Consider the following 13,784-nt stretch of genomic DNA (forward strand, 5'->3'; position numbering starts at 1 on the left):
CTTTACAGTCCTCCCCACAGAACAAGCGCTTTTTTTAGTGCTTCTTCATTTGCCGCAGCCTCAGATAGGCCTTTTCCTTCAAGGACGGCTTCCACAGCAGAGCGAAACGCCTCGGCCCCGCCCTTTGCTCCGTCAGGGTGTCCGTGGATCCCCCCTCCTGCATTGATGACACTATCCAGTCCGAAATCCTTGATCAAGTCGGGTACCATCCCTGGGTGAATGCCGGCTGAAGGAACAGGAAATGCTTGTTTCCATGAAGGTTCATCTACCGTCAATGCACTGGCAATCGCCAATGCTTCCTCTTTTTCTAGGGCGACATTTCCATAAGGGGATGGGAATAGTGATAAATCCGCACCTGCTAACCTGACTAACTTACCAAGCAATAAAGGGTAGCCCATTCCATAATAAGAGGAAGATCCCAAGGCGCCGCTGAAGGCTGGATGGGCCATGATCGGCAGCCTGATATGATCATGTTCATTCAGGGCTTGCAATACATCCAAGCCATATGTATGAACGTTGAACAATAATGCGTCAGCACCCGCTTCGGCCGCTTGCTCTGCCTTATTCAATAAGTCGAACGTTTTCCCTGATAGATTGACGGCATATAATGTCCGGTGGCCAGTTTGTTCATAGACATCCGTCAATATTTTTTTGCCGGTTTTGATTCTTTCGATAAATGGTGTCTGAGCCTGATCAAAGAGGATTTCATCATCTTTGACAAGGTCGACACCTCCCAAGGCCTGCTGCTTCAGCTGCTCATTATGGAACGTGATATCCCGGCCCAATACCCCTTTAAAAATGCTCATGACAAGAGGACGGTCATAGACTTCAATTTCCTCCCTTATGCCTTCAATGCCGAATCTGGGACCTGGGAAAGCCTTCTGGATATCTCCGACAAAATCAAGGTCGATCAATTTAATGGCGCCGTCCAAGGAAAGTTTCCCGAAGACCGTTGTCAAAATGGCTGGCAAATCATCCGAGAAATTCCCGGCCGGATAAGCAATTTTTATGACCGCACGATACACCTTCCGATCAAAATAACGGTTTGCCTTCTCTTCCTCAGCAAGCGGTGATACCGAAACGACGCGCCCCTTATGTTTTTCCAACTGCTTTTGAACCAACTGCGGCAGGTCCGTCCATGTCCCGACAGTCAGGCCCAAGGCAATGCCTTCTGCTTTTTTCTCATGATTCCCTTGAAAATCATGCAATAAATAAGTAGCGATTATCTCGCTCATTTGATCACTCCTCTGGCACGTTAGTAAACTCACGAAGTCATAAATCATAACCTTCTTGGAATAACAAAAGCCCCTTCATGACGAAGAGGCTTTAAAAAGCCATCTTCTTATCTCCCAGCCAATCGCTGCAAGAATTAGCACCGTGCCTTGTGGACTGCAAATAAAGTCCGGCGGAGGTTTCCGCCCCATCTTACAATGGAATTACGGTCGGTTGCTGGGTTTCATCGGGCTAGTCCCTCCACCTGCTCAAAATAAGAAAACGCTGATATATAGGTACGTACAGTATCGAAAGATTAAGAATTTAGTTTGTATTCTGACAGGTAATCCATACTTTGTCAATAAGTTTTTGGTTATTTAACAAAGCTAAAGTCAAAACAGATTTAACCTGCCAATCCGCTCGACAGCCTCCCCGAGTCTCTCTTCGGTGGTCAGGAGCCCGACCCTGACATAGCCTTCACCATATTCACCGAAACCATTCCCTGCAGCTACGGCTACGTGAGCGTGTGTTAATAAATGGTCGGCAAAACTTTCGGAAGTGAATCCCGCCGGTATTTTAAGCCAGGCAAAAAACGACGCGTCAGGGGCCTTAACCTCCCAGCCGAGTGCACGCAAACCCTTAATGAAAACATTTCTGCGGTCCTCGTACATTTTCACCAATTCCGACACACACTCTTGCGGCTCAAGCAAAGCCGTCGCCGCAGCCTCCTGTATCGCCGGGAAAAGGCTCACATACAGATGGTCCTGCAAAAGTTCAAGAGCTTCAATGACACTTTCATTGCCAACCGCAAATCCGACTCTCCAACCTGCCATATTGTAGGTTTTCGAGAGTGTATAGATTTCAATCCCAACATCTTTTGCTCCCTCTGCCTGGAGAAAGCTAACCGGTTTTTTGCCATCGAAGCCTATAGCCCCATAAGCAAAATCATGAACTACACAAATTGAATGTTCTTTGGCATATGATACGGTTTCATGGAAGAATTCTTCAGATGCTGATGCACCGGTAGGATTATTCGGATAGTTCAAGAACATCATCTTTGCTTTGTCAAGCACATCTTTATGTATGTTTTCGTAATCCGGAAGGAAAGCATTTTCTTCCTTTAACGGCATCCGTTCGATTTCCGCTTTGGCCAAAACGACACCGGAAAGGTAATCCGGGTAACCCGGATCTGGCACGAGGATCGTATCTCCTGGGTTCAATAAACACTGGGGCAATTCGACAAGTCCTGCCTTACCGCCAAATAGAATGGCTATTTCACTATTTGGATCGAGTTTGACACCGTATTCCCGTTCATAAAAGGCAGCGGCGGCATCTTTTAAATATTGATGTCCCCTGAACGGCGAATATTTATGGTTGATCGTCTTATCAGCAGCAGCCTGTAAACTTTTCACGATATGTGCAGGCGTAGGCTGATCTGGGTTTCCTTGGCCCAAATTAATGACATCATGTCCTTGCGCAGTAATGGCATTGACCTTTGCGACCAATGATGCGAAAAACTGCTTGGGAAGTTGCTGAAGCTGTTTTGATTTTTCGAATTGCAACATTTATTCACCTTCTCTGAAATTTCTTGAAATTCTAGTCACATATGATATATGTTAATCATAATCTTGTAAAGTATTTTTACTTATTGAGGGAACAGCTAGGATCACATCTCGGACCTCACAGCAAAATAACAGCATTCGAGGGTCAACGCCCTGCTTATTATTAATTTGCCATTGACAAACTATTTAAAAGATTGATATTATTTTCCTCGAAGATCAAAATATCTGAAAACCTATACACTCTTATCAAGAGCAGGCTGAGGGATGAAGGCCCTATGAAGCCCAGCAACCGACTGTAATACCATTGTGAAATGGGGCGGACGAACCGCCGGATTGCAAAATCCGCAGAGCACGGTGCCAATTCCACCAGAAATCATTTCTGGAAGATGAGAGGTCCGAAGCTAATACTTCTGCCTCTTTCTATTGAAAGAGGCTTTTTTATTCTTATTTTTTCAATGTGGAGGGGGAAAAGGAATGACTCAAAACCATTCGAATTTTAAAAGATTGACTACGGCAACGGCCATTACCCTTGCAAAAAAATTAGGGCTAGTTGACACGGATGCCAACTTAAACTGTAAAGAAATCGGCGATGGAAACTTGAATTATGTGTTTCATATTACAGACACGGCCACTAATGAAGGGATAATCATCAAGCAAGCGGTCCCTTATGCCAAAGTGCTTGGGGAAAGCTGGCCGCTGACGTTGAAAAGGGCTTCCATTGAAGCGAATGCCCTTATCCATTTCCGGAGCTACTGCCCCGAATTCGTGCCGCGAGTCTATTATTCAGATGAACAGCTAGCCATCACGGTCATGGAAGATCTGTCGCACTTGAAAATCGTAAGAAGCGGGTTGATTGCTGGCGATTCGTTCCCATTGCTTTCACAACACATTGGGGAGTATGTTGCCAAGACTTCATTTTACACTTCCGATTATCATTTGGAGCCCTCTGCAAAAAAAGAAGTGGCTAGGCACTTCACGAACCCGGAACTATGCAAAATCACGGAAGTCTTTGTTTTTACAGATCCTTTTTTCGAGGAGCTGCCGGGGGATTTCGAGGTGGAATTGACGGATGCCGCCAAAATGATTTGGGATGATCAAGAAGTGATACTGGAAGTGGCTAAATTAAAGCAAAGCTTTGAAACCGAGCAGGAAGCCTTGATTCATGGAGATTTACATACAGGAAGTATTTTTGCAAGCGCAACGGAAACGAAAGTCATCGATCCGGAATTCGCTTTTTATGGACCAGTCGGTTTTGACCTTGGACAATACACCGCCAATCTCCTCTTTCAGGCGGTCACTCGCCATGGTGCGGGCAAAGAAGAGATTTTTACCCATCTAGATGTATTCTGGCGCTCTTTTGAAAAAACATATACAGAACTTTGGAGCTCGCAAAATAAAAGTCCGTTCCGCCATGTGACCGGATACCTTCCCTATCTACTGACCAAATTCAGAAGGGATGCATTCGGTTTTGCCGGCTGTGAACTGATACGGAGGACGATCGGCCTCTCCCATGTCGCTGATTTGAATGTTATGGAAGACAGAGAAACGAAAATCGCGGCCAAAACGGCCACATTGAAGCTCGGTGCTTTATTAATAAAAAAACGGGAAGAATTGGATATTCCAGCTGTCATCGAATTGGTGAAGCAACAATCGCTGGGTTCTTATTCTACCCTTTAAAAGGAGACCTGCACGTGACGACAATAGCACCCTTGCCGCATTCGGTACAATGGGAAGATACCCATATCACATTATTGAATCAACAAGCCCTTCCTGCCATCACTGAATTCATTAAGCTTCATTCAGTTGAAGATGTTTATGACAGCATCCTGACATTGAAAGTACGCGGTGCGCCAGCGATCGGGCTGACTGCAGCATTCGGGGTGGCACTTGGTGCCAAGCAGGAAGCTGCAACGGAGTTAGCGGAATTCAAAAAAAATGTAGCGAAGCACATCGAGAGGCTCGCCTCTTCAAGGCCTACTGCCGTCAATCTATTTTGGGCATTAAAAAGGATGACGAACATTTTGCAGGAGGCCCAGAGCATTTCTGCTGCCAAGGAAGCACTTATTTTGGAGGCAAAGGCCATCTTTGCTGAAGATGAAGAAATGTGCAGGAAAATCGGAGAGCATGCTTTGTCGCTATTCTCCCCAGGAGCTTCAGTCCTGACCCATTGCAACGCCGGTGGAATTGCCACTGCCCGTTATGGCACGGCACTGGCTCCTTTTCACCTGGCCAAAGAACGTAACTTCCCGATAAAAGTCTACGCCTGTGAAACGAGGCCGGTTCTGCAGGGTGCGCGATTGACAGCATGGGAGCTGATGCAGGCAGGTGTTGACGTCACCCTAATCACCGATAATATGGCTGCGCATACGATCCACCAAAAGCAAATCGACGCCATCATAGTCGGTGCCGACCGGATTGCGGCAAATGGAGATACAGCCAATAAAATCGGTACGTTTGGTTTGGCCATCTTAGCCAAGCATTTTGGAATTCCTTTTTATGTGGCCGCTCCATCAAGCACCTTCGACCTTTCTCTTGAATCGGGAGCTTCCATTCCGATTGAAGAGCGAGATGGAGCTGAAATTACATACATTCAAGGAATCAGGGTCGCACCGGAAAACGTCAATACATTCAATCCTGCCTTCGATGTTACACCTAATCACCTCGTCACGGGCATCATCACCGAAGACGGGATCATTACACCGAATTTCGCCGATAACATCCCGGACTTTGTGAAGTGACGTTTCTTCATTTGATTGATGACAAACAACGAGCATGGATTTAAATCCATGCTCGTTGTTTAGATAGTTTTCATATTTATTCTTACGAGGTCATTTATAAAATAATGTAACAAAAGTCTTTGTGCATCTACGAAGGAATTTCCAAACTACTTTGAAAAAAACTCTTGAAGCGCCTGCTTATTTTTCTCATCGTCCATTTCCAGCACAGCCCCTATCTCGGGATATTCTGCATCCTTAAAGCTTCCTTCGACAGGAATTCTCATCGTTTCGACGGTGTCGGGTGCGTGAAAGACGGCTTTTGGACCCATTTCCATTAGCGTTTTCACCCCAATATCAGTATCCAAATAGGATAGGCCCTGTTCAATCATGCCTGGAAGGGCTATCACCCCTTCAAAGGAAGAGATTTGATCGATGAAACCGCTCTTTAATTGCTGCAACACATCTTGCTGCCTATCCACCCTTCCAAAATCGCTTTCATCGTCATGCCTAAAACGGACATATTTCAATATTTCCTCACCATGTAAAACATTTTTGCCAATGCTTGCTTCGATACTCATGTCATCAATGATTTTCTGATCGACGTCCACCACCACCCCATCTGGGGCCAGCAAGTCCACCATCTTCACGAATCCCTGAAAATCTATTACTGCTATATGATCGACTTTGACGCCAAAGCTCTCATCGATGGTTTTTTTGAGCAATTCCTTGCCGCCATAATAATATGCGGCATTTATTTTATTGTATTGAGGATGAATCCCTGGGATTTTAACATAACTGTCACGCATGATAGAAGCCAGCTTCACCTTTCCCTGTTCAGGAAAGTATCTTGCAAGCATGATTGCATCCGATCGTGATTTTTTCTCTCCCCTGGAATCAACGCCAATTAGCAAAAAGGTTTTTACGCTTTCGTCCATCTTTTCATTGGTTAAGTTTTTTTCCGACCCTGCATTTCCATTTTGTTTCGGTAAAGGGGCATGGGTGCATCCTGCCAGAATCAAGACCACTAGACAAATGTACAATACCTTCTCTTTCATTACCTCACCTCATCGAAAAATTACTCCTATTTTTTACTTAAAATGGGATAATATGCATAGAACGGCAAAAAAGCTGCAGGGTATATATGTTTATTATAAGAAAAGCAAGCCCGAATGAACGGATAAAAAGGTGTACGCAGGTTTCACCTACTGGCACTAAGCTCCTGCAATTCTCGAAACGGCCTAGTTACATTAGCACAAACGACGGGCAAATCCAAGACATAAAAAAAAAGATGCCGCCTGAAATATTCAGACAGCATCTCTTTCAAGTTGCCTTTTTTTAAATGACCTATTAGGGACATTTTACTGAAAAGCTTTTGCCGTTTACTTGATTTCTTTCTTCACTACCTCTACCGCTTTTTTCAATTGTGTATCGTTTTCGAGGATTTTCTCCCGGATAACCTGCATCAATTTAACGGTAGTATCATCTTTAATGATCCCAGTTTCTTTGATTTTTTGGTCCCTTTGGAAAGCTTTGACCGCATTCGTCGTTTTCTCATCAAAATATCCGTCTATCTTACCTGGATCATGACCTGCTTCCTTCAGCATATTTTCTGCTGCCTTCACTTCACTGGAGGAATCCGATGCCTTCAATTCTTTATCCGGTGAAATGTACGGCAGACTGGCATAATCAGGAAGCTTCACCTTGATATCAGGTTTGATTCCTTTTTTATGGATCCAATTTCCGTCAGGTGTCAGCCATTTAGCTGCCGTGTATTTGAAGTTCGAGCCGTCATCGAAGTCTTCGGCAGTCTGTACTGTTCCTTTGCCAAACGATTTAACGCCGACCAATGGAATGCCGGCAGATTCACGCACAGCTGCTGCGACTATCTCAGAGGCGCTGGCACTGCCATCATCTATCAGCACGACCACCGGTACCTTCTTCAACGTACCATCATTGTTCGATTTATACACTTCTTTTTTACCACTGCGATTCTCAACCTGAAGGACCACTTCCCCATTCGGTACGAACAGGCTTGCCATATCTATCGCTTGGTCAAGGAGTCCCCCGGGGTTTCCGCGAAGATCCAAAACCATGCCCTTCATATCTTTCTTCGACATTTCTTCAAGTGACGATTTCAGCTCTTCTACCGTATGTTCGGAAAAACTGGTCACTTGGATTTTTGCGACACCATCGTCAAGCATTTCAGCATAAACGGTTTCGATTGGAATCGTGTCACGTTTGATCGTGAACTCAATCGGATCCGGTTCACCTGCTCTTGAAATAGACAAATTCACTTTCGTTCCCTTTTCACCCCTGATTTTCAGGACAGCTTCAGAAGAGCTAAGCCCCTTTACGCTCTTGCCATCCACACTCAAGACGATATCATTCGGTTTTATCCCCGCTTTTTCTGCCGGGGACCCTTTTATCGGTGAGACGACCATTATGTGGCCATCTTGCTCTTGTATCTCGGCACCGATCCCCTCAAAGGATGAGGAGATGCTTTCATGAAAACTCGAAGCTTCCTTCTTATCCATATAAGCAGAGTATGGATCGTCCAGGGATTTGATCATGCCATTGATGGCACCATCAACCAGCTTGTCTTCATCAATGTCCTTATAATAATTATCCTTTATCGTATCGTATGTAGAAAACAGCTTTTCGAATTCCGAATGCTTATCCGGAGCCAATGATTCGACTTTTTCATCTCCAAACGTCAAAGCTATGGTTGTAATCCCTGCCGTTAGAAATATGAGTAAGAAAATCCCCATAATGAACGTAAACTTCTTTACTTTAATGAATTTCCCTGCCTCTTTGGGCTGTTCTTGATTTTCTTCTTCCACTGATGCCTCACCACTTTCATTCTTCATGACAAATATCAAACGATTTGTTTACCATTTTATCAGCTTTGAAGCCAATCGAAAAATAATAGTTATCAAAAATAACAATTTTAATTTGATGTATTCCTTTTAAATCGCTCTAATGTACAAACAGTACATCTCCGCTGGAGACAGATCTCCGATATTCGCTGCATTAAAAAATGCGAATAGCAAGGAATGAATGAAACCGTACCGAAACGAGCATAAATTCAGTAACATTCATTCCTGGCCACCCGCCAGACCTTCATCAGTCTTGTATAGCTGCTTCCAGGGCCACCTCGACCATTTCATTAAATGTCGATTGACGTTCATCAGACGACGTTTCCTCACCAGTTAAAATGTGATCGGAAATCGTCAATACCGATAATGCTTGACGCCCAAACTTAGCTGCAAGGGTATATAAGGCAGCTGACTCCATTTCTATCGCTAATATCTGATATTTTGCCCATTTTTCCAAGTCGCTATTATCATTATAAAATTGATCGGCCGTAAACACATTTCCAACCTTTAATTGCAGCCCTTTTGCCGTTCCTGCATCATACGCCTTTCTTAATAAATCGAAATCTGCCGTAGGGGCAAAATCCACTCCGCCAAAAGTCATACGATTCATTTGCGAATCCGTTGAAGCGCTCATCGCAAGGATTACATCCCTAACTTTTACATCTTTTTGGATGGCCCCGGCAGTGCCGACACGAATCAGCTTCTGAACATTATAGCTATTCATCAATTCGTTTACATAGATGGAAATCGACGGAACACCCATGCCTGTACCTTGGACAGAAATGCGCTTTCCTTTATAAGTACCTGTATATCCAAACATGTTGCGTACTTCATTGTAAAGTTTGGCATCCTCTAAAAATGTTTCAGCAATGTATTTTGCACGCAATGGGTCCCCAGGAAGCAAGACCGTTTCCGCAATTTCATTTTCTTTTGCACCAATATGTACGCTCATTTAAATATGTCCTCCTTAACTTGTGGTTGAAATGATATTCAAAAACTACTATACCATATCAACCACAAGTTAGGAAAATTGAACCTTATTCAATTGCCTGAAAAGTTAAGAGACTTCCAGTCATGATCAACCGTTTTCGGTTCCAGCCCAAGCAGTGCAAACAAAACGGCGGATGCCCGCCGTCTTTAGAATGTGTATGAAATTAAGGGAAAGGAAGCTTCCGACCGTCTCATGACAGTCTACTCATCGACTTCTTCATCAATTATGCATTTTTCTAGAAGATATTCGAATGTGATGTCAGCAAGATCTTCAACTTCAGCTTCTGTCGGAAGATAGCCACGTCTTATCAATTCTTGAAAAAAGAATTCCGCTATCTCTTCTGTATCAATAAAAACCTCAATTTCTCGCAAATCATCGCCCCCTTATTTAAAGGTGTATGAATGGATAGAGACAAATATTCCAGTTAAGGATACCATTAGGGCCACTGATAGGATTAGCCTGTTGTTTTCTTGATCCTTTATGAAGCTTTTATCACTTAAGGCATCGTGATCGTACGCTATAAAAGCTCGGTACCCCTCACTTCGTTTGCTTCTTTTTGTGATCCGGATATATTTCCTCTGCCGCCTTTTCAATTTTAGCAAGGGCGATTTTCATGATATGACGATATTCATCATCGCCAAAATGCTCATAGAGCTTACAGTAATCATTGTATAAATCCAAAAGTCCATCAATCATTTCCTTTTTTTCATCTTTTGTCATTGTCATATCTCGCTCACCTTTACCAGGGTTGTTTTGTTTAGCAATGATAGCAAGCTCATTATTCTTTTTAGAAAGGAGCAGCCCTAATTTTTGAATGATCCCGTCTGCACGCTTCGCATCGGCAATTAAAGTCAATTCTTCTTCATGCGCTTCAAGCCATTCACCGTCTGATATTCTTGATAATTCATAGATGACATCTTCCCACGCATTTTCCTTATAGCGCCAAATTTCCGTTCGATAGCCGATGATCTTGAAATAGTCTTGTTCATATCCATCTACCTGGACTAAGTCACCTAATAAAAATTTATATTCAATATCGATTTGTTCCTTTTGATAAAGGATTTCTCCTTCATATTCATTTATCGATTGCAATGTTTTTTCGATATAAAGACCTTCACTATAATTCACTTCATACACATAAGCACCATCGAGAAATTTTATATCGGTTATATTCCCGACTGTCCCATACATTGTTATTACGACTGTTTCGCCTAATTTAAATTTCGGCTGTTTTTTTTTGCCCATAAGAGACATCCCCCAATATGGTCCTTATCGTTGATTAGTAAATTATATGCACAAACAAACAGGGTGGTTAATGGAAAAGCGAGGGCGCTTTGCTCATTTAAATGTGCAATTTGCCACTCTTGATAAGGGGTAGGACCGATTATTTCAGTGCCTTGGCACCCTAAGACTCTCGGGATTTGCATTTGGCCCGGTGAAGTCACTCCCTTCTGAGGAACGTTTCCTTTCCCGGGGACTTCTCTTGAACAACCGGTCCATTCATTTTTTTACCGCTTAATAGAATGGCTACAAAAGGAAAGGATGGGATGCGCCACTGTTTTCGAGAGGCTTTGATATTCCCCCCTCGCTCCGATGTGCTCCTTATTACGGTATGGGCTAGAATGGAATGAAATAAAGGACCCGGAATGTATGATTCCGGGTCCTTTTTGATAATAACCTGCCGTCTCACCTAATGAACCGGTTCGTAATCGGAATGATGAGGGTGACCCTCGTTCCTTTGAAGGAGGTGCTTTCAATTATGAATTTCCCTTTCAATTCCTCCATGATCTGTATGCACGTCGCAACCCCTAAGCCATTTCCATCCGGCTTTGTCGTATAAAAGGGCATGCCGATCTTTTTTAAATTCTCAGGACTGATTCCTTTTCCATCATCACTTACCATTAATTTTACGTATTGGGACTCGGAGGTTTGCTGTATTTCGATCCGCCCCCTTGAATTGATGGCCTCGCAGGAATTATTCAGCACATTCAGGAAAACTTGCCGAAGCCGGTTTCTGTCAGTGTAAACAAAGACCGTTTCTGCAACACGATTAATTAATTCTACATGATAACTCGGAATTGAAGGAGTATAGGTATCCAATATTTCGTCCAGGAAATCCTTAAGATCCAGCTTCTCCCATTCCAATTGATGCGGTTTGGCCAAATCCAAGAGCTGGCTCACAAATACATTGACCCGGTCCACTTCAAGCAGCATAACGTCACTATATTTTTCTATTAATGTTTTGTCATGATCCTGACTCTTCAATAGTTGGAAAAAACCCTTTATTGTCGTCAGCGGATTCCTGATTTCATGGGCAACGCCTGCAGCAAGCTGGCCTACATACTTCAACTTTTCAGTCCGGACGATTTCCTTTTCGCGGTCTTCTATAGTTTCAATCATCCTCAAAAAAGCAACGTTTAACTTTTCCATTTCCTCAAAGCTTCTTTGGTCGGAAGCAATGAAATCCTTTCCATCAATGAAAGCCTCCGTTGCTTCTACGAGATCATGGACGGGCCTGACGATCGATCTTGTCAGAAGATAAACGGCAAGGATGATGAACACAAATACGAGGCTATAAATCGTTAGATAGCGTGTCAAGAGGTCATTCAAAGGCTGAAACACCTGTTTCTTGTCTGCCCCAACCACTGCAAACCATCGATTTTCCGTCTGTGCCCCCGCACGAACAGGCTGAATGGAATAGATTTTCTCACCATTCTCTGCACTGTACAGTTCATTCGATAACGAAGCTTTCATTAATTCCTTTTTCGTTATCCCCATCTCATCCAAAGCCGAATCGTGAAGCACACCATGCGGGTCTTTCTTGGAAATCATGATGCCGTCTTGGTTCATCATGAAAAAATCGACCGGGTATTTATCGCTTACTTCATTAGCCTTTTTTTCCATCATACTCCAAAGCTCTTCCAAGCGGAAAGCGGGCGACACAACACCGATCAAATTCCCCGAAAGATCATGCACCGGGGCGCTCAAGGTAATGATCGGATCCTCGTATGCGCGGGTTTTATAAACGTCGGAAAGGAATTCATGCCCTTCCAGAGCCTCTTTAAACCAAATTCTTTTGGAAAGGTTATCTCCAATCAGATTATTGGAGGTATCCACCGTTACATTTCCTTCCAAGTCGAGATATAACACTCCATTATATTTCCCTTTTGCTTCAATGAACTTCTTAAGTTCAAGCGACTTATCTTCTCTTGGAGAATGAGGATCAATGATGACCGAATTTGTGCTCATCAGCTTCACATCAGTAATGCGTTCTTTCAAATAATTATAAGTTTCATTTACAATATTCAGTGAGCCTGCGTTCAAGGCATTATTCGCTTCTTTTTCCAATAATGACCGTTGTGATTCATAGGAAATGGCCCCCAAGATCAGGACAGGCACGCTTGCAATAAGTAAGGAATAAAGCAAAATGCGGGTTTGAAGGCTTTTAAGCATCCTTCTGTTCCTCCCTACTCCTGATTTCCCAGCAGGAGTCCTTCTTCAATTTGGACATATTTTTCCCACGCCTGATCAAATACGGCCATGCTTTCGAGGTAGTCTCCATTCAATTCCAAATAACTGCTCACTTCATTATAATCTGTCGAATGCTTCGGAAAGCCGTGATCCTCATAAGCATGATTGGCAAATGTAGTGATGGCATCCATTTCCTTCGGCTGCCGGAACTTCATTAAATATAGATAAAATGGTCTCATCGTGTCGAGCCCCCCTAATAAACGTTGATTTCTGATTAAATATATCGGAATCTTCCCTTTCCGTCCACTCTTTTGGAGTACCTTGTGATTTTCGTTCATGATATTAAACGGTTTCACCGATGGTCCGGGCTCCCATCAGTCCCTTCTTGAGCCAACGGTGGGAGAGCCTGACCGCTTTTGGAAGTTGCCAGCTCTTTTGAAAGGGAAAACCCCTCATTGGGGAAGGAATGGACGATGGACACTCCTTTTGTCCTAATGAGGGGAATTGCCAATGTGCTTATTCAGCCTCTTTATGAAAGGCTGTTTTTACAGCTTAGTTGTTATTCACCAGAAGTAATGCGGCGTGATGGATTACCCCTCCAATGTTTGCTTATGAGAGTTCTCGCCCTTCCGCTCCACAATTCCCCTTAATGGTTTCGTTTTAGAAACAACATCTTTACGAGAAGTCGAAATAGTTGCGTTTCAGCAGCCTTTTCATGCCCATTAGTTCACTGAACTTCGTCTGTTTTTCTAGCTGCTTCGAATCGATCAGGAATAGTTGATCCTCAATTTCCTTGACGATTTCATCACTTTGAAAAAGAGCATCGCAAAGCTCACAATGGGAGGAAGGCGTTTCGGTAATTTCTATCGCTCTCGTGCCATCCGGTAATTCCCAGTATACGGTGGCTTTAATCGCCTTCAGCCTTCCTTCCTCGCACCACGGACATATCTCCATG

General features: G+C 43.6%; 12 protein-coding genes and 2 riboswitches. Of the genes, 2 read left to right on the top strand and 10 right to left on the bottom strand.

Annotated features, from left to right (window positions below):
- Positions 1 to 2 precede the first annotated feature (2 nt).
- The gene (gene mtnW / locus QNI08_RS03410) at positions 3 to 1,235 is read right to left on the bottom strand and encodes a 2,3-diketo-5-methylthiopentyl-1-phosphate enolase (RefSeq protein ID WP_285766030.1); all 1,233 of its coding nucleotides are present in this window, start codon (positions 1,233 to 1,235) and stop codon (positions 3 to 5) included.
- Between the two features lie 104 nt (positions 1,236 to 1,339).
- Positions 1,340 to 1,493, bottom strand: a riboswitch (SAM riboswitch).
- A gap of 111 nt (positions 1,494 to 1,604) precedes the next feature.
- Positions 1,605 to 2,777, bottom strand: coding sequence for a pyridoxal phosphate-dependent aminotransferase (locus QNI08_RS03415; RefSeq protein ID WP_285766031.1), 1,173 nt, complete (start codon positions 2,775 to 2,777; stop codon positions 1,605 to 1,607).
- A gap of 237 nt (positions 2,778 to 3,014) precedes the next feature.
- Positions 3,015 to 3,167, top strand: a riboswitch (SAM riboswitch).
- An 81-nt stretch (positions 3,168 to 3,248) separates the two neighbouring features.
- Between QNI08_RS03415 and mtnK the strand changes: the two genes are divergently transcribed.
- Both mtnK and mtnA read left to right on the top strand, forming a co-directional pair.
- Positions 3,249 to 4,451, top strand: coding sequence for an S-methyl-5-thioribose kinase (gene mtnK, locus QNI08_RS03420; protein WP_285766032.1), 1,203 nt, complete (start codon positions 3,249 to 3,251; stop codon positions 4,449 to 4,451).
- 14 nt (positions 4,452 to 4,465) lie between these two features.
- Complete coding sequence (gene mtnA / locus QNI08_RS03425; RefSeq protein WP_285766033.1) at positions 4,466 to 5,512, top strand: S-methyl-5-thioribose-1-phosphate isomerase; 1,047 nt, start codon at positions 4,466 to 4,468, stop codon at positions 5,510 to 5,512.
- A 146-nt stretch (positions 5,513 to 5,658) separates the two neighbouring features.
- On the opposite strand, the gene QNI08_RS03430 is transcribed toward mtnA, so the two are convergent.
- The 8 genes from QNI08_RS03430 to QNI08_RS03465 form a co-directional block, all read right to left on the bottom strand.
- The gene (locus QNI08_RS03430; RefSeq protein WP_285766034.1) at positions 5,659 to 6,546 is read right to left on the bottom strand and encodes an LCP family protein; all 888 of its coding nucleotides are present in this window, start codon (positions 6,544 to 6,546) and stop codon (positions 5,659 to 5,661) included.
- Between the two features lie 324 nt (positions 6,547 to 6,870).
- Entirely contained in the window at positions 6,871 to 8,358 is a 1,488-nt protein-coding gene (locus tag QNI08_RS03435) for a lmo1851 family serine protease (RefSeq protein WP_483313735.1), read from the bottom strand.
- Positions 8,359 to 8,614: 256 nt separating this feature from the next.
- Positions 8,615 to 9,319 carry a purine-nucleoside phosphorylase gene (gene deoD, locus QNI08_RS03440; RefSeq protein ID WP_285766036.1) on the bottom strand — a complete coding sequence of 235 codons (705 nt, stop codon included), beginning with the start codon at positions 9,317 to 9,319 and terminating at the stop codon, positions 8,615 to 8,617.
- Positions 9,320 to 9,558: 239 nt separating this feature from the next.
- Positions 9,559 to 9,729: a YozD family protein gene (locus tag QNI08_RS03445; protein WP_064505166.1), complete on the bottom strand. Its 171-nt coding sequence runs from the start codon at positions 9,727 to 9,729 to the stop codon at positions 9,559 to 9,561.
- A 166-nt stretch (positions 9,730 to 9,895) separates the two neighbouring features.
- Entirely contained in the window at positions 9,896 to 10,603 is a 708-nt protein-coding gene (locus QNI08_RS03450) for a hypothetical protein (protein WP_285766037.1), read from the bottom strand.
- Positions 10,604 to 11,044: 441 nt separating this feature from the next.
- Entirely contained in the window at positions 11,045 to 12,811 is a 1,767-nt protein-coding gene (locus QNI08_RS03455) for an ATP-binding protein (protein WP_285766038.1), read from the bottom strand.
- Positions 12,812 to 12,825: 14 nt separating this feature from the next.
- A complete protein-coding gene (locus QNI08_RS03460) occupies positions 12,826 to 13,068 on the bottom strand; it encodes a YozE family protein (protein WP_285766039.1) in 243 nt (80 codons plus the stop codon).
- Between the two features lie 436 nt (positions 13,069 to 13,504).
- Positions 13,505 to 13,783 (bottom strand): YokU family protein, encoded by a 279-nt coding sequence (locus QNI08_RS03465; RefSeq protein WP_285766040.1) that lies wholly within the window; start codon positions 13,781 to 13,783, stop codon positions 13,505 to 13,507.
- Position 13,784 lies beyond the last annotated feature (1 nt).

It is taken from the genome of Peribacillus folii (assembly GCF_030271255.1).
Classification (GTDB): Bacteria; Bacillota; Bacilli; order Bacillales; family DSM-1321; genus Peribacillus.

Excerpts from the sequence above, each read along its gene's own strand:
- deoD (WP_285766036.1), bottom strand. The coding sequence starts at position 9,319 with ATGAGCGTACATATTGGTGCAAAAGAAAATGAAATTGCGGAAACGGTC.
- QNI08_RS03435 (WP_483313735.1), bottom strand. The coding sequence starts at position 8,358 with ATGAAGAATGAAAGTGGTGAGGCATCAGTGGAAGAAGAAAATCAAGAA.
- QNI08_RS03415 (WP_285766031.1), bottom strand. The coding sequence starts at position 2,777 with ATGTTGCAATTCGAAAAATCAAAACAGCTTCAGCAACTTCCCAAGCAG.
- mtnW (WP_285766030.1), bottom strand. The coding sequence starts at position 1,235 with ATGAGCGAGATAATCGCTACTTATTTATTGCATGATTTTCAAGGGAAT.
- QNI08_RS03455 (WP_285766038.1), bottom strand. The coding sequence starts at position 12,811 with ATGCTTAAAAGCCTTCAAACCCGCATTTTGCTTTATTCCTTACTTATT.
- mtnK (WP_285766032.1), top strand. The coding sequence starts at position 3,249 with ATGACTCAAAACCATTCGAATTTTAAAAGATTGACTACGGCAACGGCC.
- QNI08_RS03430 (WP_285766034.1), bottom strand. The coding sequence starts at position 6,546 with ATGAAAGAGAAGGTATTGTACATTTGTCTAGTGGTCTTGATTCTGGCA.
- QNI08_RS03450 (WP_285766037.1), bottom strand. The coding sequence starts at position 10,603 with ATGGGCAAAAAAAAACAGCCGAAATTTAAATTAGGCGAAACAGTCGTA.
- QNI08_RS03460 (WP_285766039.1), bottom strand. The coding sequence starts at position 13,068 with ATGAGACCATTTTATCTATATTTAATGAAGTTCCGGCAGCCGAAGGAA.
- QNI08_RS03465 (WP_285766040.1), bottom strand. The coding sequence starts at position 13,783 with ATGGAGATATGTCCGTGGTGCGAGGAAGGAAGGCTGAAGGCGATTAAA.